This is a genomic window from uncultured Marivirga sp., from assembly GCF_963974845.1.
Classification (GTDB): Bacteria; Bacteroidota; Bacteroidia; order Cytophagales; family Cyclobacteriaceae; genus Marivirga; species Marivirga harenae.
Genome location: NZ_CAXBEQ010000012.1, coordinates 24,100 through 48,849, shown reverse-complemented (window position 1 = coordinate 48,849; position 24,750 = coordinate 24,100). Strand labels below are relative to the sequence as shown.

21 protein-coding genes are annotated in these 24,750 nt (G+C 35.7%); 6 read left to right on the top strand and 15 right to left on the bottom strand.

Annotation, left to right across the window (positions count from 1 at the left end):
- Window positions 1-223: 223 nt before the first annotated feature.
- From AAC601_RS18480 to xerA, 4 genes are all read right to left on the bottom strand, one after another.
- The gene (locus tag AAC601_RS18480; RefSeq protein ID WP_340154073.1) at window positions 224-925 is read right to left on the bottom strand and encodes a hypothetical protein; all 702 of its coding nucleotides are present in this window, start codon (window positions 923-925) and stop codon (window positions 224-226) included.
- A 72-nt stretch (window positions 926-997) separates the two neighbouring features.
- Complete coding sequence (locus AAC601_RS18475; RefSeq protein ID WP_340153379.1) at window positions 998-1,180, bottom strand: hypothetical protein; 183 nt, start codon at window positions 1,178-1,180, stop codon at window positions 998-1,000.
- A 302-nt stretch (window positions 1,181-1,482) separates the two neighbouring features.
- The gene (locus AAC601_RS18470) at window positions 1,483-1,665 is read right to left on the bottom strand and encodes a hypothetical protein (RefSeq protein WP_340153379.1); all 183 of its coding nucleotides are present in this window, start codon (window positions 1,663-1,665) and stop codon (window positions 1,483-1,485) included.
- A gap of 339 nt (window positions 1,666-2,004) precedes the next feature.
- The gene (gene xerA / locus AAC601_RS18465; protein ID WP_303269694.1) at window positions 2,005-3,123 is read right to left on the bottom strand and encodes a site-specific tyrosine recombinase/integron integrase; all 1,119 of its coding nucleotides are present in this window, start codon (window positions 3,121-3,123) and stop codon (window positions 2,005-2,007) included.
- Between the two features lie 91 nt (window positions 3,124-3,214).
- Between xerA and AAC601_RS18460 the strand changes: the two genes are divergently transcribed.
- A complete protein-coding gene (locus AAC601_RS18460; protein ID WP_303269693.1) occupies window positions 3,215-3,586 on the top strand; it encodes a hypothetical protein in 372 nt (123 codons plus the stop codon).
- Between the two features lie 61 nt (window positions 3,587-3,647).
- Here the strand turns inward: AAC601_RS18460 and AAC601_RS18455 are convergent, their stop codons facing one another.
- Both AAC601_RS18455 and dnaB read right to left on the bottom strand, forming a co-directional pair.
- Window positions 3,648-4,640, bottom strand: coding sequence for a zinc-binding dehydrogenase (locus AAC601_RS18455; RefSeq protein ID WP_303269691.1), 993 nt, complete (start codon window positions 4,638-4,640; stop codon window positions 3,648-3,650).
- A 169-nt stretch (window positions 4,641-4,809) separates the two neighbouring features.
- Window positions 4,810-6,375, bottom strand: a complete 1,566-nt coding sequence (gene dnaB, locus AAC601_RS18450; protein ID WP_303269690.1) for a replicative DNA helicase — start codon at window positions 6,373-6,375, stop codon at window positions 4,810-4,812.
- A gap of 186 nt (window positions 6,376-6,561) precedes the next feature.
- Here dnaB and AAC601_RS18445 point away from each other — a divergent pair, with 186 nt between their 5' ends.
- The 3 genes from AAC601_RS18445 (at window position 6,562) to AAC601_RS18435 (ending at window position 11,220) form a co-directional block, all read left to right on the top strand.
- Window positions 6,562-7,935, top strand: coding sequence for a Mur ligase family protein (locus AAC601_RS18445; RefSeq protein WP_303269688.1), 1,374 nt, complete (start codon window positions 6,562-6,564; stop codon window positions 7,933-7,935).
- Between the two features lies 1 nt (window position 7,936).
- A complete protein-coding gene (locus AAC601_RS18440; protein ID WP_303269687.1) occupies window positions 7,937-8,740 on the top strand; it encodes a 3'-5' exonuclease in 804 nt (267 codons plus the stop codon).
- A gap of 239 nt (window positions 8,741-8,979) precedes the next feature.
- Window positions 8,980-11,220: a PAS domain-containing sensor histidine kinase gene (locus AAC601_RS18435; RefSeq protein WP_303269686.1), complete on the top strand. Its 2,241-nt coding sequence runs from the start codon at window positions 8,980-8,982 to the stop codon at window positions 11,218-11,220.
- A 2-nt stretch (window positions 11,221-11,222) separates the two neighbouring features.
- Here the strand turns inward: AAC601_RS18435 and AAC601_RS18430 are convergent, their stop codons facing one another.
- The 6 genes from AAC601_RS18430 to pfkA all read right to left on the bottom strand — a co-directional run bounded on the left by AAC601_RS18430 (window position 11,223) and on the right by pfkA (window position 20,092).
- Entirely contained in the window at window positions 11,223-11,792 is a 570-nt protein-coding gene (locus AAC601_RS18430) for a DUF3109 family protein (RefSeq protein ID WP_340154072.1), read from the bottom strand.
- Window positions 11,793-12,040: 248 nt separating this feature from the next.
- Window positions 12,041-13,360, bottom strand: a complete 1,320-nt coding sequence (locus AAC601_RS18425) for a HAMP domain-containing sensor histidine kinase (RefSeq protein WP_340154071.1) — start codon at window positions 13,358-13,360, stop codon at window positions 12,041-12,043.
- 119 nt (window positions 13,361-13,479) lie between these two features.
- A complete protein-coding gene (gene priA, locus AAC601_RS18420; RefSeq protein WP_340154070.1) occupies window positions 13,480-16,002 on the bottom strand; it encodes a primosomal protein N' in 2,523 nt (840 codons plus the stop codon).
- On the bottom strand, window positions 15,999-18,026 hold the full coding sequence (locus tag AAC601_RS18415) for a thioredoxin domain-containing protein (RefSeq protein WP_340154069.1): 2,028 nt from the start codon (window positions 18,024-18,026) through the stop codon (window positions 15,999-16,001). Before AAC601_RS18415 ends, priA begins: the two co-directional genes overlap by 4 nt.
- A complete protein-coding gene (locus AAC601_RS18410; protein ID WP_340154068.1) occupies window positions 18,010-19,047 on the bottom strand; it encodes a GSCFA domain-containing protein in 1,038 nt (345 codons plus the stop codon). The genes AAC601_RS18415 and AAC601_RS18410 overlap by 17 nt, the downstream gene beginning before the upstream one ends.
- Window positions 19,048-19,120: 73 nt before the next feature.
- Window positions 19,121-20,092, bottom strand: coding sequence for a 6-phosphofructokinase (pfkA, locus tag AAC601_RS18405; protein ID WP_303269679.1), 972 nt, complete (start codon window positions 20,090-20,092; stop codon window positions 19,121-19,123).
- Window positions 20,093-20,271: 179 nt separating this feature from the next.
- On the opposite strand from pfkA, the gene AAC601_RS18400 reads away from it, so the two are divergent.
- Complete coding sequence (locus AAC601_RS18400; protein WP_340154067.1) at window positions 20,272-21,351, top strand: DegT/DnrJ/EryC1/StrS family aminotransferase; 1,080 nt, start codon at window positions 20,272-20,274, stop codon at window positions 21,349-21,351.
- On the opposite strand, the gene AAC601_RS18395 is transcribed toward AAC601_RS18400, so the two are convergent.
- Entirely contained in the window at window positions 21,341-22,825 is a 1,485-nt protein-coding gene (locus tag AAC601_RS18395; protein ID WP_303269675.1) for a polysaccharide biosynthesis C-terminal domain-containing protein, read from the bottom strand. The two genes, AAC601_RS18400 and AAC601_RS18395, sit on opposite strands and share 11 nt — an antisense overlap.
- Before the next feature lie 140 nt (window positions 22,826-22,965).
- Here AAC601_RS18395 and AAC601_RS18390 point away from each other — a divergent pair, with 140 nt between their 5' ends.
- Complete coding sequence (locus AAC601_RS18390) at window positions 22,966-23,841, top strand: hydroxymethylglutaryl-CoA lyase (protein WP_340154066.1); 876 nt, start codon at window positions 22,966-22,968, stop codon at window positions 23,839-23,841.
- A gap of 90 nt (window positions 23,842-23,931) precedes the next feature.
- Here the strand turns inward: AAC601_RS18390 and AAC601_RS18385 are convergent, their stop codons facing one another.
- Both AAC601_RS18385 and coaD read right to left on the bottom strand, forming a co-directional pair.
- A complete protein-coding gene (locus AAC601_RS18385) occupies window positions 23,932-24,168 on the bottom strand; it encodes a hypothetical protein (protein WP_340154065.1) in 237 nt (78 codons plus the stop codon).
- A 120-nt stretch (window positions 24,169-24,288) separates the two neighbouring features.
- A complete protein-coding gene (gene coaD / locus AAC601_RS18380) occupies window positions 24,289-24,750 on the bottom strand; it encodes a pantetheine-phosphate adenylyltransferase (RefSeq protein WP_340154064.1) in 462 nt (153 codons plus the stop codon).

Sequence of the window (24,750 nt, the reverse complement as noted above, 5' to 3'; positions counted from 1 at the left end):
TAATATATCTGTCCGTTAAGAATTTCATTTGCAAGTTCTGGAATTGCTACTAACGGTGGCGGTATGAAAAGTTGCCGATTGCGGGCGATTTCCTATCAAGGTACACAAAAGTTGAAGCGGGCTACAAACCTTGAATAACCTACTATCCCGGCAATTTTTTATACCGCGTGTTACAGGCTGGCGTTTTTTTCGTCCTATGTTTCCAAAACCTTTCATCATAGTCCTAATTGATTTGGAATATACTTTCTAAAATCCTTTTGTTTCTTTTTTTCATTAAATCTATAGTATGCTCTTTGTATTGCTTATACTCGTCAATAGTCTGAGGTAATGGTGGTCTATTGAAATTGTCAAACGGTAAAGAAAATTCAACTTGTTCTTGTTGGTCAATAAAGTCTTGTAGATGAAAGAAGTCAATATAACCTTTGAAGTCAATAAACAAGTCAAAAAAATCTTTGTAGTTTGTTAAGGTCTTTGAAAGCGGGCTTTCTTCGTCTCTGTAAAAACGTCTAATACATTCCAATGTCAAATCAAACCTATCGCAAATTATTCTGCTAACACCTCTGGCTTGATTAATTGTGAAGCCATTCTTTTTATGGGCAGGAAAAACTATATGTCCGCCAATTGTCCGTACTTTATGTTTGAGTTCTTCTTTTTCCAAGTCTGAAAGCCAACCGTCAAACTTATTGTTATATTTTCCGTCAAAATGCGGACACATCCTGTCGCTTGACAAGTTCATACACAAATTGTTTCTTATTAGAAATCTGCCATAACTGTCACCTTTAATTTCCAAAGTAAATATTTTTCCATTCGGCAATTCTTTACTCCATAATAACTTGTGGGCTTCATATAATTTTTGACTGTCTGTGTCAGGGTCTCCACACTTACTGTCCTGTCGAAAGTCAAAATCTATATCAATTATTGCCATTTTTTAAATATTCAATTTCAGCCTTAATATTTCGTTGTCGTGTCGGTCTTTACGCTTGCCTGTAACGTCAGGCTATCGATCGTTTTGATTGGGAATCTTAGTGATTTGATGACCTTTCTTAAATGATTCGATAGCTGATGTTGTCTTTAGTATATTTTTAATTACTCCTAAAGTAGTAGAAATAATGGTAATTGAAAAATACGATGTTCCTTTCTTAAATCCTCCTGCCTCATCTGCCATGTCAGTTGGAGGCATGACCTAATGGTATATAGCTAGGGCTATGTAATCCGTTGTCATGCTGGTAGAAAGTCCAATCCAATCCCTCATAAAAATGATTGCTTTTTCATTAGCCTCTCCATTTCTTGACTTTCTGGCAAGAATCGGCTAACTTTAATCTAAGTTTTTTAACGGTCTCTACCGTTTAGAAGCACTCTGCTTCCACGGCTCGCCCGCAAAACTTAGGCCTTTTCAAGGCTAATCAATCCGATTTTTATACCCTCTTTCTGCCAACTGACTAGCAGACTAATCTTAAGAAAGGAATTAAATACAACGTCAGGCTATCGATCGTTTTGATTGGGAATCTTAGTGATTTGATGACCTTTCTTAAATGATTCGATAGCTGATGTTGTCTTTAGTATATTTTTAATTACTCCTAAAGTAGTAGAAATAATGGTAATTGAAAAATACGATGTTCCTTTCTTAAATCCTCCTGCCTCATCTGCCATGTCAGTTGGAGGCATGACCTAATGGTATATAGCTAGGGCTATGTAATCCGTTGTCATGCTGGTAGAAAGTCCAATCCAATCCCTCATAAAAATGATTGCTTTTTCATTAGCCTCTCCATTTCTTGACTTTCTGGCAAGAATCGGCTAACTTTAATCTAAGTTTTTTAACGGTCTCTACCGTTTAGAAGCACTCTGCTTCCACGGCTCGCCCGCAAAACTTAGGCCTTTTCAAGGCTAATCAATCCGATTTTTATACCCTCTTTCTGCCAACTGACTAGCAGACTAATCTTAAGAAAGGAATTAAATACAACAATTGGCTAGTGACATAAAAGTTGTCACTATACCTTTTATAGTTTAGGCGCAATCTAGTGGATTTTTAATTGTTTTAAAAGTATCCGTAGCTACATGAGTATAAATTTCTGTGGTTTTGGTTGAATTATGCCCTAAAAGTATTTGAATATGTCTCAAGTCTGTTCCTGCTTCTAACAAATGTGTTGCAAATGAGTGTCTTAACATGTGTGGTCGGACTGCTTTTCTTATATTTGCACTTTTTGCTGCTTTTGCAACAATCTGCCTTACGCTGCTTCCACTGTATTGCTGCCCTTTTTTACCTTCAAATAAATAGTGCACCGGTTTATGTTGTTTATAATATAAGCGCAGCTTAAGAAGGAGCTTTTCACTCAAAATACTAAATCTGTCTTTTTTCCCTTTTCCCTGATTTACTCTTATGGTCATCCTTTTTCCATCTATATCACTAATTTTTAAATTGAGTAATTCTCCTCTTCTAAGTCCTGAAGAATAAAGTAAACTTATGATGCATTGATGTTTAATATTATATGTCTTATTGATCATCGAAAGCACTTCATCTTTATTTAATATTTCTGGTAGTTTCTCAGTTTTCATGGGTCTTTCAATGGAATAGAAGCGATTAGGCATTCCTTCTACTACTTCATAATAAAATTTGATACTGTTAATAGCCATATTGATATATGAGTCTGAATATTTCCTTTGAACCAGTCCTTTTAAATAGTTTTTTATATCTTCCTCATCAATTTCTATCAATTTTTGTCTGGGAAAATGCCTAATAAAACGTTCGAAGCAAGAAGTGTAGTTTTTAGCTGTCATGTAAGCGTATTTTTTTAGCTCTAGTTTTTGGAAGTAAGATTCAGGAATTTTAGTAAATCGTTTTCTTAAATCATCTATATTTAAGTCCTGTCCATTAGTATTAAATGACTTATTTCTGGCAAAATACCTCATATTTACCCAGGCAACTCCTTTAAAGGTTTTTAATATAGAATAGAAATTCTGTTGAGTATTAGGTACATACACCATTTGATATTTTTCGCTCCACTTTACGTTCTCTAATGATTTGATTAATGCCTGTATTACCTTGTCTGGGTAAAATTGAATCCCGATTTTCTTTTCATTATTGATGAGTAAATGCTTTAGTGTTATTTGTTTCTGTATATCCATAACTTTTTTTATGCAAATACTGCCAATGATTTATTGTTTTACAAAAATAACCGTAGATTTAAACGTTTATTAAACGTAAAAATCTACGGTTATGAAAGCATGCCCAAATTGCGGTAAGGAGGTAAATGGAAGAGAAGGAAAGAAATTCTGTAGTCCTTATTGCAAATCAAACTACCATTATGAGAAAAATAAGAAGAAAGAGAGCTCTCTCTTCAAGAAGGTGGATAAACAGCTTAAGCTGAATAGAAGGATTCTGAAAAATTATAACAGAGCTGGTAAAGCTACTGTAGAGTCAGGAGAACTGTTTAAATATGGTTTTGACCCAAAATACTTCACTCACTTTTGGCGAAATAGCAAAAAGCAAACTTACCTTTTCTGCTATGAATATGGTTTTTTTTCTTTTAAAGATGAAAAAGGCAAGCGTAAGTTTACTTTAGTGAAGTGGCAAGATTACATGCAGTAGAAAGTTAAATTTCCCACTACCGATGCCAGCAGCGGTTTATGTTATTGAAATGATGCTAGATCTAAAGTTTGGCTACCAATTTGCCAAACTGTTTACCTTCTTTCATTTTATCAAAGGCATCAGCAATCTCTTCAAAAGGTCTAATAGAGTCAATTATTGGCTCAATTCTGTTTTTCTTCACGAAGGTAATCATGGCTTTAAACTCATCATCATTAGCCATAGTGCTACCCTGCAAAGTAACTTGGTTCCAAAACATTCTGTGCACATCCAAGTTTTTTGGTTTGCCCTGGGTTGCTCCATAAAACACAATTCTGCCAGCTGGCTTCATTAGTTTAATCAGATCGTTTATTCCATCTCCTGCTGCACTGTCAATTACCAAATCAAAACCTCCTGATTTTTCTTTTGCTACCTTTACCCAATTTTCATCTCTATAGTTAAAGGCTTCCTTTGCCCCCAACTCAATAGATTTTGTTCTCTTTAATTCATCGCTGGAAGTAACAAAAACATTAGCTCCGGTCGCTAATGCAAATTGAAATGCAAATTGTGCTACTCCGCCTCCAACCCCTGAAATCAATACATTCTCATTTTTTTGACAATTTCCATGATGAAATAACGCTCTGAAAGCCGTCATTCCTCCTAGAGGAAGAGCCGCTCCAGCCTCAAAGCTCAAATGTGCTGGTTTTTCGATAATTTTATTGGGCTCAATCACCATATATTCACAAAAAACACCATCTGAAGGAGTACCCAATATGTGGTATTTTGATGATTGTACTTTGGAATTATCACCCCAGTCAACATTCGGGTTTATTAGAACTTCTTTTTGATGCCATGAGGGATCTACATCTGGTCCAGCTTCTACTACGATTCCACATGCATCGGAACCTAAAATTGTCCCCACTTGGATACCGGGGTACTTTCCTTCTCTTATAAATTGATCCCTATGATTTAAGGCTACGGCCTGAATTTTAATCAAGACTTGATTTGAGTTCGGATGTGGTTTTTGCTTTTCAACAATTTCTATTTGATTATTTTCTGATATAATCAGTGCCTTCATTTTTACAATATTTTTTAATTCAACAAAACCATTCAAGTTTTAACCTATTAGCTTCTATCAGCAAGTTAATCATTCGGATCTTAATGTGCAGAAACCGGTCAGCTCGGATGCCATTGTTCCAAAAATATATTTATCTGGTTAAAACCAAAAATATTATCCTGTTTCTATCCTAAAATGGAGCTTCGTCAGCGTCTTGAGAATTATCATTTCCCGTTGCTTTGCTCGGTAAGGTAACAGAGCTAGGAGCATCAAAATCGGAAGGTACTCCTGCTTGCGATGGGAAAGTAGTGCCGTAGCCAGCCGGTTCACCACCGCCACTAGGTGAGTCCAAATCCGAGAATTTGGTAAATCTACCGATAAATTTAAGCGGCACTGTTTCCAAGGACCCATTTCTATGCTTAGCTATAATCACTTCCCCTACATTGGAAGTGGGCATTCCGTTTTCATCTTCTGTGATGCCATAATACTCTGGCCGGTAAAGGAACATTACCATATCAGCATCCTGCTCGATTGATCCTGATTCCCTCAAATCGGAAAGCTGCGGTCTTTTATCTCCACCACGGGTTTCAACCGCTCGACTCAACTGAGAAAGGGCAATAACCGGAACACTGAGTTCTTTGGCAATATTCTTCAATGACCGAGAAATAGAGGCAATCTCTTGCTCTCGATTTCCTCCACCGCCTCCAGATTTAGAGGTGTCCCCTGACATTAATTGAAGGTAATCAATAACTACCAATTGAATATCGTGTTGCTGCTTGAGTCTTCTACATTTTGCCCGTAGTTCCAAAATGGATAGGGCAGGAGTGTCATCAATAAAAATAGGGGCTTCTGTCAAGGCTGCAGTTTTATGCACTAACTGCTGCCATTCATAATCTTTTAAGTCGCCTTTTTTAATTTTTTCTGAATCAAGCTCTGCCTCTGAAGAAATGAGCCTGTTCACTAATTGGACAGAAGACATCTCTAAAGAGAAGATGGCCACAGGTTGTTTGAAATCTACAGCAGCATTTCGGAGGGCAGATACGATAAAAGCAGTTTTACCCATACCCGGTCTAGCAGCAATAATAACCATATCGGATTTTTGCCAACCCGAAGTAACACGATCCAAAGCTGAGAATCCGGTAGGAACTCCAGTTAATCCATCCGTATGATTTCTTCGCTCTTCTAATTCCACAAATGCCTGCTTCATTAATGAAGACATATCGGCATAATTCTTCTTGATGTTAGAATTGGTTACATCAAATAATTCCTGTTCTGTTTTATCCAATAAATCAAATACATCTGTGGTATCTTCATAGGCATCCTCTTGTATTTCACGCGAGATCTTAATCAATTGCCTTTTGATAGCCTGCTCCGCAATGATTCTGGCATGGTATTCAATATTGGCTGCTGAGTTGACTCTAGAAGTTAAGGAGGTGATATAGTAAGCACCACCAATTAAATCTAATTTTCCATTTTTTCGAAGCTGATTCGTAACCGTCATTAAATCAACAGGTTCCGAATTGTTGAAAAGTTGCACGATGGCCTTATAAATTTCTTCGTGGGCTTCTCGGTAAAAACTTTCAGGTTTTAAAATGTCAATAACATTGGTTAAAGCATCTTTTTCTAGCATTAAAGCACCTAATACAATCTCCTCTAAATCGACCGCTTGTGGGGGCATTTTCCCCATGTTTTCGCTTAAATCAAGCTTTTTATTTTTTTGACCTATTCTTAATGCGGATGATTTATTTGATTCCATATATTTCCCCTACTAATTTTTGAAATTTCAAAAGCTAACAAAGCTAAATTAATATTTTCTTTATCTTTAAGAAAAACTGTCCAAGTTTCCGACAACTTATCCACAGTTTATCAACATCTAAAAACCTAAGATAATTTGCCACGGCATAAACTTTATTCTATTTTTGAATTATCTAACATTTACCAAATGGAAATAAATCATATCAAACAAGTACATTTTATAGCAATAGGTGGAAGCGTGATGCATAATCTCGCCTTGGCACTGCAAAAAAGAAATATTAAGGTAACTGGTTCTGATGACGAAATCTACGAACCTGCAGCCGGCAAATTGAAATCAGCTGGTTTAAATCCTTCGATTGGATGGGATGTGAATCTCATCAAACAAGATTTGGATGCCGTAATTCTTGGTATGCATGCCAAAGATGATAATCCTGAATTAAAGAAAGCGCAGGAATTAGGTTTGCCTATTTTCTCTTTTCCTGAATTTGTTCGTGAATTATCTGCCAATAAACAGCGAGTTGTGGTGGGGGGCAGTCATGGGAAAAGTACGATTACGGCCATGATCATGCACGTCTTAAAATCTGCAGGAAAATCTTTTGATTATTTGGTAGGGGCAGAGCTAGAAGATTTTGAATTAACTGTCCAGATTTCTGATGCACCCATTATTATCATAGAAGGCGATGAGTATTTGGCGTCCAAATTAGATCCACAGCCCAAATTTTTAAAATATGACCATCACATTGGAGTAATTTCCGGTATTAAATGGGATCATAAAAATGTGTTCTCCACTTTTGAAGAATATACAAAGCAGTTTGATTTATTTGCAGATAAAACTCCTAAAGCTGGCTCATTAATTTATTGTGAGGAAGATAACCTTGCCAATATTGTTGGCGCAAAAGACAGGGAAGATGTGCGTAAACTACCTTATGCTTCACATGATTCTGAAATAAAGGATGGAATAACCTATCTGAAAACAAAAGATCATGGTAAAGTCCAAATCAGTATTTTTGGAAGACACAATTTACAGAATATAAATGCAGCTCATGAAGTCTGCAATATTTTAGGGATTACAGATGATAAGTTCTATGAAGCCATTTCAACCTTTAAAGGTGCTAAAAATAGACTGGAGCTATTGGCAGAAAATGACGGAGTAAAAGTGTATAAAGACTATGCCCACGCTCCCTCAAAACTGAGGGCTACTGTAAATGCGCTGCATCATCAGTTCAAAGCGGGAAAAATTTGTATTGCGTATGAATTGCACACCTTTAGTAGCTTGGATAAGGATTTTATTCAAGAATATAAAGACACCTTAAAGCATGCTGATGTTGCGTTTATATATATTAATCCTAAGAATCTTAAAGTAGAAAGTGGAACGGCATTAAATGAAAATGACGTGAAGACAGCATTTGGACAATCTAATGTTCAATTCTTTGATGATGTTAAGGAATTAGAAGAAGCATTAATCGAACAGAAGGGACAAGTAAAAACTTTTGCTTTTTTAAGCTCTGGTCATTTTGGTGAACTTAATTTAAAAGAAACTGCACAAACTCTAGTTCAATAATATGTTTTTAAAACTCAATAACCCAATGGTCATTTTTGACCTTGAAACCACAGGTACAAATGTTGTCAACGATAGAATTGTAGAATATTCTTTTGTAAAGGTGATGCCGGATGGTGAAATTATCAAAAATACTGAAAAAGTGAACCCTGAAAGACCTATTCCAGTGGAGAGTAGTTTGATTCACGGTATTTATGATAAAGATGTGAAGGATAAACCCACATTTAAGGGTGTTGCTAAAGAATTATCCGCTTTTTTACATGGCTGTGATTTGGCAGGTTTTAATATATTGAAATTTGATGTTCCAGTATTAGTCGAGGAGTTTTTAAGGGCAGAAGTTGATTTTGATATTTCAAAACGGAAATTACTAGATGCTCAGAAGATTTTCCATATGATGGAAAAGAGAACATTGACGGCTGCTTATAAATTTTATTGTGATAAAGATTTGGTGGATGCGCACTCAGCAGAAGCAGATACTTTAGCAACCCTAGAGGTCTTGGATGCGCAAATAAAAAGGTATGAAGGTGAAAGTTTAAAGGACTTAAAAGGCAAGGTGATTGGAACTATTGAAAACAATGTGGAAACCTTACATCAAATCACCAATGATAACATGGTCGACCTAGCAGGTAGATTCGTTTTTAATGATGCAGGTGTAGAAGTTTTTAATTTCGGAAAGCATAAGGGTCATCCTGTTGAAGAGGTTTTGAAAAAAGAATCTGGTTATTATGATTGGATGATGAAAGGAGATTTTCCAATGGACACCAAAAGAAAACTAACAGAGATTAAACTTAGAGGATTTCAAAAATAATTTGAATAATACAATTCACAGTCAAAACCCAAATTACACCTCTAATTTGGGTTTTTTGTTTTGGTTCGGTTGAGATTAGTTGGTGATTTTTGTATTCCCTTCCTCAGTTCAAAACGCTTACTTTTTACTAGAGTTTTAGCGATTTCATACATTCTCTATAAATCCTGAATTCAAGAAATTTTTTTAAAGAATTTTTCCATATTTTTAAAAATTGTAATTGCTTGTAAATCTCGCTTGTATTGAATACAAAATATTTAAATGAAATAGTTAAGATACTTGAAGACCAGAAGCTGGAATTTGAGATTTTGGATAGGGTGAATATTACAGATTTTCAAGATTTTAAATGTTACTATCTGTTAATTCAAAGCAAGATCCTTTATGTGGTAACGATGGGTGAACCTGATAGCCATAAATCACAACTATTTTTCAAGAACTTACAAAAGGTAGTCCATTTAAGTCAAAATAGTAAATTGACTTTAATTATGGATGCCACTCAATTGAACTCTATTCCTTCCTCAGCCAGAGAGGAAATACATCTTTTTGATCTGTCTTTTCGCAAATACTGGTCTAAGATGCTTTTTATCTATCATGGTATCGCTAAAGTAATTTTAGATCTGTATAAATCCCATCAATCAGAGCATATTGAGGGAGTTGAAGAGGTAGTTAATCCAACTTTGGCTATTGATTATGCTGTAAAAGGGATAAAGCCTGAAATGCATTCCGATGATTACCTAAAATCACTAAGCAAGGAAGAATTAGTAGCAGAGATTAAAGAGTTGAAAATTCAAAGGCTCCAGGCTCAATCCAATAATATTGATTTCAAAAAGTTAAATGATGTGTTTGGCCAGGTTGACTGGAAAAAAGGAGAAACCAAGCCAATAAATTTTGAAATGGGTAACCCTTTAAGTCCAGTATATGAATTGGTGAATACCGTGATTCATGACTATAAGGTTCTGGAAGAGGAGTACACAGCCTTGAAATCTAATTTTCACAATAAACTGCAATTTCAAGTGGGGGAGGTGATGCATCAAGAAGCCAGCTGGAGATCAATATTCGATAGCCTTGATTCCATGATCTGGATGGTAGATTCAAGATTTAATTTGATGGCATTTAATAATAAATTTATTGACCATCTCTTTACTCACTATGGCTTAACTCCCCAGGTAGGGATGAATGTGTTAGAACAAAAAGATTTAGCTGAGCAGTATGATAAGACCATTCAAAGAATCAGCATTGCCTTAAATGGTAAGGAAGAAAATTACCGTGATTTTTACAGAGAAGGAGATAAAATTGTTAAAGTAGTTGACTCTAAAATATTCCCTGTTGTGTTCAAGCAGGAAATTTCAGGAGTAGCCTGTTTAACAAATGATATTACGGATAATTACGAAGCTAAGGAAAGAATTAAGAGTAGTGAAAGAATACTTGCATCAGTCAATAAAAATATTTCGGAAGCAATTTATCGAAGTTCTCACGACAGGGGCTTAATTTTCATTAATGATGCCTTTATGAAAATGTTTGGTTTTAAATCCAAGGATGAGCTTTATAAACATACCCAACTAAACAGTCTGTATGCTAATCCTAAAGACCGGGAAAGACTAGGACAAATGCTTATTAAGAAAAGAGATGTAACCAATATTGAAGTTCAATTTAGAAAAAAGAACGGAGAGATATTTACTGGACTCCTAAGTAGTATGGTAAGCGAAGATGATCAAGGCGTGAAGTATTTTGATGGCGCTATAAGAGATGTAACCGGTATAAAAAGTGCGCAGGAAAAGCTGAAAAAGCAAAATCGGGAATTGAAGAAATTGAATACTGAGCTGGACAGTTTTGTTTACAGTGCCTCACATGATTTAAAAGCACCGCTCAGCTCAGTCAAAGGCTTGATCAATTTGGCCAAAAATGAGAATGATAAAGAGAAATTAGGTCAATACTTAGACTTGGTTGATAAGAGCATTAATAAACTGGATGATTTTATCAAAGATATTGTTGATTTATCTCGAAATGCACGGCAAGAGGTGAAGCCTGAATTTATTGACTTCCACGAAATCTTGCAAGAGACCATGGATAATTACCAATACTTAGAGAATTTTGATCGCATCAGGAAGGAAATTAAAATTGATTCCAGTATTGAGTTTTATTCTGATAAAAGAAGATTGAAAGTTATTTTTAACAATCTTATTTCTAATTCAATCCGGTATTTTAATCCTTACATTGAGCATCCATTTGTTCAAATTTGTATTAATGTTGATCGTGAAAAGGCGGTCTTAAAAATTACCGATAATGGCTTGGGCATTGAATCAAAATATCTAGAAAAAATCTTTGAAATGTTCTTCAGAGCTTCCAATGATAGCAAAGGAACAGGAATAGGGCTTTATATTGTTAAAGAGACCATTCAAAAGATTAACGGAGAAATTAAAGTCGATTCTGAAGTTGATAAAGGGACCAGATTTACGGTTACACTCCCTAATTTAATGATCTAGTTTTATTCATTAGTTGATTCAATTTCTTTGACCAATTCTTCATACCACTCTTTGCTGTAATTCCTGATCAAAGCATCTTTCGTAAATTTATAAATCGGTACACCTAATTTATCACCTAATTCGCAGGCTGGATCACAAATATGCCATCTATCGTAATTTAGAGCATCGTACTCATCATATTTAGTGATTCTTATGGGATATAAATGACAGGATATGGGCTTTAAGAAATCAATTTTTCCATCATTATGCGCTTGTTCTATCCCACATTTTAGAATACCTTTTTCATCATAAATGGCATAAGCACATTCTTTTTCATTAATGGTAGTGGTGCTGTAATCTCCTTCCCAATCTTCAATATATTCTCCTTGCTCTTCAATGGCCTTAATGCCTTTCTCAGATAAGTAGGGCTTTACTTTAGGATAGATTTCCTTCATAATTGGCAATTCTTCCTCTGTAAGCGGAGCTCCCAAATCTCCTTCTACACAGCAAGCACCCTTGCATTTCTCAATATTACAAACGAAGTTTTTTTCCTTGATGTCATCAGTGATGACTGCATTACCTACTAATATCATATTGCAAAATTAATTTTAAAAGATGGAATACCCTTGAAAGAATTGAAATGATTTCGTAATAAGCGTGTTTTGATTCCAAAAGTTCAAACAAACTGTTTCATCAACTTTTCATTCAATAGATGAAATGCTTTTAATTTGCAGTTTATGTAATAAGTATAAAAGGGTGAGAAGGACTTTGAATGTGGAATTCACTAGATGAAAGCTTTTTGCTAATACATTTAATACTTTTTCATAGCCTTTAGGTATACCTATTGGGTAGGGAGTCTAATTTTAAAGGTCGTTCCCTTCCCCAAAGCGCTGCTTACAGCAATATCGCCATTATTAAGTTCTACAAATTCTTTTACCAAGAGCAAACCTATGCCGGCACCACTAGCGGAGGAGGTACCTATTAATGTATTTTTATTGATTTGGAATAAGTTATCTAGCTTTTCTGGGGGCATTCCGATACCAGAATCTGTAAAGGAAATAGCTATCATCCCATCATCATCATTCTTTGATGTTACTGAGATTTTACCTCCTAGTGGAGTGAATTTTATAGCATTAGACAATATATTTCTAAATACAATTTGAATAGTTTCTTTGTCTACTACTATTTCTTGTTGATCTTCTAAATCAATATCGAGAGAAATCCCCTTTGATTTCAATTGAGAACTAAATAAATTTTTTAGCATGGAAAGTTCCTCCTGAAGATTTACTCGCCCTTTATTAATATCTAATCCTTGTAATTGACTTTTTGACCATGCCAAAAGGTTGTCCAATAGATTGGAAGAGTTATTTAAATCGTCCTCTAAATTATTGGTAAGCTGCTTGAATTCATCTACAGTCACAGCTCCTTTTTTGTATAAGCCTACAATTCCTTTTAAAGAGACTATAGGGCCCCGGAGATCATGTGAAATAATTGAAAATAGCTTATTTTTCACTCTATTGAGTTCATCAACCTTTTGCACCTCTAAATCCAACTCATTTTTATGAATAAAGGAGGTCATTTTTTGTCTGTCCAGAATGTATGAGGCTAATATTCCAACCATGTAGATGACGAAAAGCTGTGAAATTTGTCTTTCTGCAATAAGAGAGTAATTGATGTTCTCAATATATAAAATGTACGTAGCGAAATTAACTGTATTCACCAATATTGCATAGCGAAACCGCATTCCCATGATCGTGGAAGTAATGAAAATTAGTACCATCAAAATATTTGACAGGAAAATATCAAATGCGGGATCTTCGTTAAAATGGTAGTGTAGAAAGAAAACCGTAGATACAAAGAGAGCAATTAAAATGCCCATGTATTGTGTGAATTGATAGTTTTCTTCTTTAAACAAAAAGGTTAGACCACCTAAAACGATCAAAATTAAAGCCATTCCTCCCCGAAAGGCTACAGAAATCATATCTAATTCATACCGCATCACGTCCACGAAAATAAAAATAATGCTCAGGGCGGTTCCTAAAACAATAACAAATCGTAGTGCATTCAAATCCTCCTTAAAGCAGCCCAGGTTAAAATTCTTTTCTGTTTCAGGATTCTTGAATCTTAGTAGTAATAGGTTATATTGATAGAATTTGTTCAAAAAATATAAATAATTAATAACGAATTTAGAAAAATTATCTTAACTAGTTAATAAAAAACTAAAGTTCAGATTTTTTAACCACTAAGATTTTTTTCAAACAGAGTACATTCAAAGACTAACTATTGTGGATCCACGTCAAAAACTACACGCAATTTTCTGAATTGGCTGTTTTCATGAAGCCTAGTGACGGAATCTTTAATTTGTTTTTTTGTATTTTCTAAAGGATATCCTTTTTCTAATTTTATCCAAAGCTCCATATGGTAGATATTTCTTATTTTGGAAATCATGGGCTCGTGTGGCGCCAAAACTCGCTGACTGCCTAATATTGTAGTCAAAGACTCATGAAGTAACTTCGCTCCATTTCGTACAGAATTGCTTTCCGCTCCTTTTAATACTACTTTAATTAATCTGCAGTAAGGCGGATAGAAGAATGAATGCCTTTCTTTCAGCTGAAGTTCATAAAATCCTTCATAATCATAATTCAACAGATATTTAAATAAGGGGTGGTCTTCTTGGAAACTTTGAATCCATACTTTGCCCTTTTTGTGACTTCTTCCGGCTCGGCCGCTGACCTGCAACATAAGCTGAAAAGCGCGCTCATGTGCCCTAAAATCAGGATAGTACATCATTCTATCAGCATCTACTATTCCCACTATACTCACATTTTCAAAATCCAATCCCTTAGTCACCATCTGTGTGCCAATCAATATTTGTGTTTCTCCGCTTTCAAAAGATTCTATTATCTGCTGATATGAATACTTTTTGCGAGTGGTGTCTCGATCCATTCTTTGGATTTTTACTTCTGGAAAATGAAGTTTTAAATCATCTTCAATTTTCTCGGTTCCGAAGCCTTTCATTACTAATGCGGTAGATTCGCAACTTAAGCAAGCGCTTGGGCTTTTTTGTCGGTATCCACAGTAGTGACACTTCAACTCATGCTGGTGCATGTGGTAAGTTAGGCTGACCGAACAATTCTCACACTCTGAAATCCACCCGCAAGTTTCGCATTGCAAGTATGGAGCGTATCCTCTTCGGTTTTGGAAAATAATGGCCTGGTTTTCTTTATTCATTTCTGCCTCAAGTGCAGCTAAAAAACTATGGCTAAAATCATCTTTAACCAGTTTTTTGGCTTTTTGCTTTCGCATATCAATGACTTCAATTTCTGGCATTCTGCCTTCTCCATATCTTTCGTTCAAGACAGTCAGCCCGTACTTACCAGTTTTAGCGTTATAATAGCTCTCGTAAGATGGTGTAGCAGATCCTAAGATCAACTTCGCCTGATGGATATTTGATAGTACCACAGCGGTATCACGGGCATTATAGCGCGGTGCAGGTTCATGCTGTTTATAACTACTTTCATGTTCCTCATCTACTACGATTAGTGAAAGATTGTTAAAAGGTAGCAAAACGGAAGAGCGTACCCCTATCACAAAGTTAATATTGCCTTCTGCAACTCCCTGCCACACTTCTACTCTTTCAGCATCTGAAAACTTGGAGTGATATATCCCTACTTGATCTCCAAATATTTTCCGCACTCGCTGAATCATTTGAGTGGTTATGGCGATTTCTGGTAATAGAAATAGAGCCTGCGAGCCGCTGTCAATTACTTCTCTAATAAGCGATAAATAGATTTCTGTTTTTCCACTACCCGTAACTCCATGCAACAAGGCTACATCTTTATCGGCAAAAATTGTGTTGAGGTCATTTCTGCACTGCTCTTGAGCTGGGCTTAAACTAATTTCATGATCTAGGTTTTCTTGCCTATTAAGGTAGTCCAATCGAGAAGTGATCACCTCAAATTCTTCAAATATTTTATTTTTAATAAGCGTGTTGATGGAGGAAATAGAAAATTGCTCTTCTTTAAAAACACTTTTTGCTAAACCTATTTCATTTTTATTAGGGTGCTTAAATACTGGAACTTCCTGCAGAAATTTCAAAAGGACGTCTAGCTGCTTATGTTTTTTCTCTAAAGACTGCATCAGTTCACTTAACTGAGCTTCATTCAGCCAAGCCTTGTGCAACCTTAAACGCTTCTCAGTTTTGGGCTTATAGCGCTCTTGAACTTGCTCAATTAGCATAATAACTTGTTTTTTGAGCAATTCTTTTAATAAAAGACTGGTTTGTTTTCCATTGGTAAGTTCTGCAAACTGTTGGTAGGAGAGCAGCCCTTCTTTTTTCAACAGCTTGATGACTATTTCTTCAATTTGACTAAATATATAAGGTGACTGTTCTAATTCAAAAGCCGGGTTTAATTGGATTTTCGATTCACTGCTCAATTTTAGACCAGATGGCAGTCCAACATTAAGCACTTCACCTTCAGTAGCCATGTAGTATTGTGCCATCCATTCAAATAGTTTGAATTGCTGTCTACTAAGGATAGGAAATTCATCGAGAATTTCTAGAATATATTTGGCTTCATATTCTTTTGGTGCTTCGTGGTGAATTGAACTGATCACACCCGTTATAATTTTCTTTTTTCCAAATGGAACAATGGCCCTGATACCAACTTGGAGCTGTTCTTCATATTTTCTTGGAACGCGATAGGTGAAAGTTTTAGGGATGGGAACAGGCAAGAGAACCTGAACGAAAAATGTTTGCTGCAGGCTCTCTTCCTCTATCGTATTCAAGCTTAGTTGACTCATTTGGTCATTTGGGCTATAGCATCTTGGACATCGTATACAGGCTGTTGGCAGGCGTTATTTTCACACACATAAATGCTCGTCTTTGTATTGATGATCTCTTTTCCTCGCCAGACTAATTCTTTGTCATTTTCCTCTTCTATGGCCATAATGAAAGAATTAGGCAAATAATGAGACCACATCTCCTTTTGAAATTTTTTAGCATCTTTACCTACTATAACCACATCAAAGCTTTTGTGCGCTTTCAACGCATAAGCTGAAGCATAATTCGCTAAGAATTTTGGTTCCCTTACGAGTAAATGTTGGATTTGCTTAAGCATATCCTCTGATATTTTGGTGAAAGAAGCATTTCCCTTCAAGATTCCAAGCCAATGCAGACTTTCAATCATCACTGAGTTGGATGAAGGAATGACGTTGTCAAAGATCTCTTTTTTTCTTGCAATTAACTTTTCGCTAGTCTTGTCGGTATAATAGAATAGCATTTCTTGTGTATCATAAAAGTTATCAACGGCATATTGGGCCAATTCTTCTGCAAAGTGTAAAGCTTTTCGATTTGAGGAAATTTCAAAAATTGTTAAACAAGCTTGTATGGTCAAAGCATAATCTTCCAAATAGCCTTTAATTTTCACCTGATCATTTTTGAAACTTCTGAATAGGTGATTTCCATCCCAAACAAATTCACTTAAGAAAATAAAATTGTCTAAGGCGATGGCTTTATATTTCTCATCTTGATGGGCTTTATAGGCATCACAAATTCCTTTTATCTGCAGTGCATTCCATCCTGTCAGAATCTTATCATCCAAAGCAGGGCGGATTCTACCTTCTCTTTTGTCTAATAACCGATCCTTTACGAACTTGAGTTGCTTTTTGAATTCATCATAATCTAGTTTTTCAGCCTTGCAAAAATCTTCAAGGGTGCTGTGACGAAACAATATATTTCTTTCATTTTCCCAATTTCCATTTTCCGTGGCATTGTAGAATTTAAGAACTGCCTCATACTCCTTCCCGAACAGCTTCTGGAGTTCATCATAAGTCCATGTATAAAACTTGCCTTCCTCACCTTCTGAGTCTGCATCAAGGGCAGAATAAAACCTGCAGTACGGGTCCATCAATTCGCGAACACTAAATTTTATGCTATCTTCAAATACTTCTTTGAAATATGGATTCTGGGTAAATCGATAAGCATCGGCATATAAGCTTATGAGTTGTCCATTATCATACAACATCTTTTCAAAGTGTGGGGCAAACCATTCCGCATCAACAGAATAACGAGCAAACCCACCGCCTATTTGGTCGTAAATCCCGCCATCGGCCATGGAGCTTAAGGTCAACTCCAGTGCCTTTCGAGCTTCAGGATTTTGACTGTGAAAGGCATATTTCATTAAGAATTTCCATATGACTGGCATTGGAAATTTAGGGGCTCCTAATGTACCGCCATTATCCCAGTCGAAAGAATTACTTAGCTTTTGGTAAGCTTCCGACAGTATTGTACTGTTGAATTCATTTGATTTTAAGTTGCCCAGCCCTAATTTTTCCGTATCTGGCGCATTAAGGGCTTGTGCAAATTTATCTGCAGACTCTTCTAACTGATCACGACTGCTTTGGAATGCCATAGCGACTTTATCCAATATTTCTAACCATTTGTGCTTGGGGAAATAAGTTCCGCCATAGAATGGCTTTTGATTGGGCATTAAAAACATATTCAAAGGCCAACCACCATTTAATCCCATGTTTTGGACAGCATCCATATAGATTTGGTCGATATCGGGTCTTTCCTCACGATCTAGTTTAATGCAAATGTAATTTTCGTTCATCACTTTGGCTACTTCATCATCCTCGAAACTTTCATGCTCCATTACATGACACCAATGGCATGCAGCATAGCCGATGCTCAATACTATTGGTTTATCTTCTTTCTTGGCTTGATTTAGTGCTTCTTCTCCCCAAGCTTGCCACTCAACTGGGTTCTGGGCGTGCTGTAACAAATAGGGACTGCTCTCATGAATGAGTTTATTGGCTTTTGGCATCTTCTAATTCTTTTTCTACATGTTTCATTTCCTCTTCCACATTTCCCATTACTGAAAAACGGCTTAGTTTTTTATACAATGCTTCCAAGAATTGGACGTGTTCCTCGGAACCAGGGTTCATCACTCTATGGTTTAGATCATTTTTGATCGCCTGCCATTTATCACAATAGGCGAAAAGTGGTTCCGAAAAGAAAGTTTCTCTAAATCGTTGCCAAATGAAATTTCTGGCTACGTTATTGGGATGGATCATGTCCTCTGCATAAAATCTGTAATCCCGTAAATCATCCATCATTAATTCGAAAGCAGGAAAATAGTAGGTCTTTTCGATGCTTGTTTTTATTTTATGAACAGCCAACCTAAGAATAGACTTGCTCAACATATTCTCTGGTATTCCATCCTTAGTATGACGAACAGGACTGACAGTCAAAATTATTCGAATTTTTGGGTTTACTTCTCTTAAATATGCTATTGTAGAGCTCACCTCTTCAATTATATCTTGCAATTCCAATAATTCCTTTTGGAAATTTTGGGATGGAAGCTTGTGGCAGTTAGCTATAATGTCTTGGGTTTTTTCATAGCGATAAACCCATGCCGTTCCGAAGGTTAGAATTAATACTTTAGAAGTCTCCAAGTAATCTTTCAATTTGGCGGAAGCTTCCCTTATCCCGTCTTTTAACTCAATCAGATTCTTCTTGCCAAAAATGGAATGAGCATCCAGGTGATTATATATATCCCGGTTTTCAATTATATGTTCTTCATTTAAATCTTCTCCCTTCAGTGCTGATTTGATTAGTCGCATTTGAGAAATTGGATTGTATATAATTCCATATGGATTACTCAAAATATCCATTTTCATCTCTTCAAAGCGACTACCAATATGATCGGCAAAGCAACTCCCAATAGAAGTAATCCGATCGTGAGGATGGATTTTTTCTTCAACTGGCTTTATTTCTAATGTGGTTTTTAATTCCATTTCCCCTATTTGAGTTTTAATTACATGAAATCTTTTGATTGATTTCACAAAAGTTTATTATTTGGTGTTGAATATCAAATAGATATAAATTTGGCTCATTTAAAAGCCCAATAGGCTCTATTTAAACGCTCAACACTTTAACCATGTGAATTAATTCCTGATTCAGGGGCTTGTTTTTGGTTATACTATCTTCAAAGGATGTATAAACTAATTTATCATTTATTATCCCCGCCATTACATTCTTTTCCCCTTTCATTAAGCCTTCAATGGCGCCTAAACCTAATCTGCTGGCCAGAATTCTGTCTTGTGCACTAGGAGAACCACCACGCTGGATATGACCTAAAATGGAAACCTTGATATCTTTCTGATTAATGGCTTTTTTTACCTTTGCTGCAATTTCCATAGCATTTCCTTCCTCATCCCCTTCGGCTACTACCACAATGGAAGATGTTTTGTGACGTGCCCAGCCTTCTCGCAAAGTGCTTATAACCTCTTTGATACTAGTGGAGGTTTCAGGAACCATTACCAACTCGGCTCCACCTCCAATTCCAGAACGAATAGCAATGTAGCCGGAATCTCGTCCCATTACTTCTATAAAGAAAAGACGATTATGTGAATCGGCAGTATCCCTGATTTTATCTATTGCACCCAGTGCAGTATTTACAGCAGTGTCGAATCCAATGGTATAATCAGTGCCATACAAATCATTATCAATGGTGCCTGGAGCTCCAACTGTAGGAATTCCATATTCATCATAAAAAATTTTAGCGCCTGTAAATGTACCATCTCCACCAATGGTGATTAATCCTTCAATCCCAAGTTTCTGTAAATGATCAAAAGCTTTCTTTCTTCCTTCTTTAGTTTTAAACTCCTCACTTCTGGCTGATTTTAAGATAGTACCGCCCTTTTGAATAATATTACTAACCGAATGAGATTTCATTTTCACAATGTCCCCTTCAATCATGCCATCATACCCTCTGTAAATTCCATATATTTCGATTCCATGGTAAACGGCTCCCCGAACAGCTGCCCGAACGCAGGCATTCATACCTGGCGCATCTCCCCCCGAAGTCATTATTGCTACTTTTTTCATTTATGGCTTATTTTTAATTAAAAATTCTAATCTTTGAGGTAAAAATTATATAATTTCAATTTAATGAATTTTCTAGCTCTATTACTTCAAAAACAAATTTAAAGTTGGAAAAGTGATGCTGTTATTGCAAATATAAATGACTATATATTTATTTAATACCCTATTTTTATAATTAAGATATGCCCGTTAAGTCGATCCCCTTTTTAAAATTATCACCTGTTCGAAAAGAAATAAGATCCGCGATAGATAATGTCTTGAATGAGGGGGTTTTCATGAATGGTAAATACCTAAACAAATTTTGTAAAGATTTTTCCAATTACTTAGGTCAGGATTATTTGATACCAACGGCAAATTGTACAGATGCGTTGGAGATTATCTTGAGGAGTATTGAAATTCAGGAAGGGGATGAGGTCATCACATCTGCCTTCAGCTGGTTTTCTGATGCTTCTGTTATCAAATTAGTCGGTGGGAAAATAGTATTTTGTGATATTTATTTAGATCATTTTGGGATCCAGCTTTCAGAACTAGAAGAAAAAATATCTCCAAAGACAAAAGCTCTTATACTTCCACATTTATTTGGCTTGGTTCACCCTGAAATTGAAAAGATTGTTTCAATATGCAAGAAAAATGAAATCTACTTGATTGAAGACTGTGCCCAAGCACATGGAGCCTCTTTAAACGGAAAATTGGCAGGTACATTTGGTGATATTGCTGCTTTTAGTTTTTACCCAACGAAGAATTTAGGAGCCTTAGGCGATGCGGGGGCTATTCTTACTAGTAATGAAGACTTAGCCGAAAAATGTAAGTTATGGGCTAACCATGGCCAATCCGGTAGAAATAGTCATATTCAGATGGGAAGAAACAGTAGGATGGATGAAATACAAGCCGCTGTGCTTTCCGCCCAGCTGCCATTCCTGGATGCGGATAACATTAAAAGGCGAGAGATAGCAGAGCTATATTTTACCCACTTACAAGGTCTGGCTTTACCCTTGAATTGCAGCGGCCATTTTTATCATCAATTTGTAATTAGAACGAATAGGAGAGATGCACTTCAAGACTACTTAAGGCAAAAAAAAATTGAGACAGATATACATTATCCAACAGCACTTTCAGAGATGTCCGTTTTTAATGTAGATATGCAATTCCCTAGCGCTATTGAAGCATCAAAGTCTGTTCTATCGTTACCCATTCACCCTAGTCATTCAGAAGAAGATATTCAATTTGTTATTCAGAATATAAATTCATTTTTTAAAAGTTAAATCTATCTCTAAGTGGTTGAATGATCTTCGTGATTTCTTTCGAAGGTTTAAAAAACAGCATCAAAAGACCAAAAATCAAACAAGTTAGCATAGTTAAGTAAGCGCCATTTACTATTGGATTTGAAAATTGGGGTACAATGCTTACAAGAAAAAGACACAAACCCGAAAGCAAAAGGGTACTTAAAGTATGAATAGAAAAGGGTTGAAAATCTAGTTTAATATAAATGTAAATCAATTTAATTACGTTAAACAACAGTATTGAAGATAGGGTAGCAATTGCTGCACCAGTTAAACCATACTTTGGAATTAAAAAAGCATTTAATGCAATCGTTAATACGGCTAACACGATTACAAAATAAATATTGGATTTGTAGAATTTTGAAGACACAATGATTTCTGAATTGACGCCAAAGCTCATATTTATCAACTTGCTTAAACCAATTAATACGACTATCCATTTTCCGCTTGCATAATCATCACCTTTTGGCATAATTGCATAAATATTATCTAAGTTTATTATCACTAAAATAAACACAAAACTTCCTAAAATCAGCTGATTGATACTACTTTGCTTGTAGATCTTTTTAATTTCGTCTAGCCTTTCATTTTCAAATGCATTTGCAATTAATGCATCTGACATTTGTGAAATACTCCTTCTTGGGATTTCGATTACCGTACCCATGAAGAATGCAATCACATAAATCCCATTTTCTTTCAGCCCTAAGTACCCAGTCACCATCAATTGATCTATTTGCAAAACAATAACAGAACCTACAGCACTGGCCATAATAAAAAACATGTATTTTGTCATATCTTGGATGAATGACCTCTTCAGTTGAAAGATTGAAAAATTGAATCTTAATTGCCCCTTTAAAATAACGATAGAAAATAATAGTAAGAGGCTGAGTGCATAAGTGGCAACAGAAAACCGCAAAAACCACTCAAATGAAATATAGTCTAGAAAATATAGGAAAGCCAGGACACTACTAGTTATTCTCAGAAAAAACTCCCTCATGAATGTCGGAATCACCACATTGAGTTGAGCTTTATAATATGCTTCAAAAATGGAGATATACACCATAATTGCCACCAAAATGATAATTAGCCAATATTGATGTATGAGCTCAGGGGCATTCTTTTCAAAAAAACCAAATACCCATTGATCAACCAATTGAAACAGGCCGATAAAAACTGAAATGGTGAAAAAGCCCATGATCAGTACAAATGTGAAAAACCTTCCTGATGATTTATGACCTTTATTAAAACGGGGAAAATATCTCAAAGTAGTTCTAGCAAGGCCCACCTGAGCAAAAGGTGAAAGTATTATGGCCATAGAAAAAATAACTTTAAATAAACCTAGTTCCTTTTGCGTTAGAAACTCAGGGAAAAGAAATATCATATTAACAGCACCTATTGCAACTCCCAAATAGTTGATAATAGAGGCATAAGCGCTTTGTTTGATGACTACTCCCACGTGTAATTTTTAGTACGAAGCTGAAATTTAGTAAGATGAAATTAAAAATTCGCTATTATTCTTATGATTTCTCTGTATTTGAAATTCAATGAGCAAAAGAATTTCTTTTAGCAGAAAGTCTTAATGATTAGTTTTGAATTATGGAGACGAAAAACACTAAAACGGTAAAGCTTATAGAGTGCCCGAGAGATGCTATGCAGGGCTTGCATGATTTTATTCCAACAGATCAAAAAATCGATTACTTGAATCAATTGTTAAAAGTTGGTTTTGATACTATTGACGCAGGAAGCTTTGTTTCTCCAAAGGCAATACCTCAAATGAAAGATAGTGCTGAGGTATTTGAAAAGCTCGACTGGCAGCAATCTAGTTCGAAATTACTGGCAATTATTGCGAACCAAAGAGGAGCTTCTGAGGCCGTCAAGTTTAATCATATTTCTTATTTAGGATATCCACTATCTTTATCCGAAACATTTCAGCAACGTAATACCAAGCGTTCTATTGAAACAGCAATGAAGGATTTAAACGAAATTCAAGGAGTATCTGTAGCTCATGATAAAACACTGGTTGTTTATTTATCGATGGGTTTTGGGAATCCTTACGGTGATCCGTACGATGCTGGTTTTGTTCAAGAGTTCGTGGAAAGCTTAAATAAAATTGATGTCAAGGTAATTTCACTTTCAGATACAATCGGAGTTTCCAATCCTGAAAACATATCATGGATATTTGAGCAATTGATTCCTCAATATCCACATATAGAATTTGGTGCCCATTTGCACAGCCATCCGAGCACGATTTGGGAAAAACTTGAGGCTGCCTATTCTGCTGGCTGTAGAAGATTTGATGGTGCTATAAAAGGCTTTGGTGGGTGCCCTATGGCTAAAGATGATTTAGTGGGTAATATGGTGACAGAAGATATGGTAGCGTATTTTAATAAAAAGAAGGTTAATTTGGGCATAGATCAAAATGCGTTTGCTGCAGCTCAAAATTTAGCTTTGCAAGTTTTCCCTGCCAAGTAGGCAAGATAAGCTAATTGATAAGTAGAATTGGTTAGCTATTAGAAAGTAGAGGTAAGAAAATAGGTGGCAAATATTTACCACCTATTTTTTTTAATAATCATCCAAATCTTTCCTCAGATCGTCATCGTCAAAATCAAAATCCTGATCTTCAGCATCTTCGTCTAAGTTATCATCGATTTTAAATCGCCAAGTGTCCTCTTCCTCGTCTTCATCATTTAATTTGATGTCATCTTGTTCGTCATCAAAAAAATCATCTTCGAGCTCATCGTAATCTTTGTCATCATATTCGTCAAATGTTGCGAAATCTGATGCTTCATTAAGTGCCATTTTTTAATTGAATTTTATATGGCGAAATCTAACGTATTTTTAAATAAGTTGTATGAAAATAATATTAATAAATTTTTAAAAATCATTAACTATTTTCCATAGGGTAGAAATGCAGCTAATTTAGTCAATTTTATAGGGTAAAAATTCGTCCACATCTCCTCGGAATTTATGTACCTCTCTAATAATTGTGGAACTTATAGCAGCATATTCTGGAGCCGTTATTAGAAAAACAGATTCCAGACCTTCGTTTAGATATTTGTTGACTTGTGCTATACTGTTTTCATATTCGAAGTCGGTCGTGTTTCTCAATCCCCTTAACAAAAAACCAGCCTTTAAGTCTTTGGCTAAATTTGATGTCAATTTATTGTATACAATAACTGAAACCCTGGATTCGCCTTCGAAAGTTTCTTCAAGTTTGTTCACGATCAAATCGATATCAAAATACCTGTTTTGTTTCTTTGAATTGTAGCCAATTGCAATGATGATCTCATCGAAAATCTTTAATCCTCTGACGACAATATCGTAATGTCCTTTCGTGAAAGGATCAAATGAACCAGGGAAAATGGCGATTCTCTTTGACAT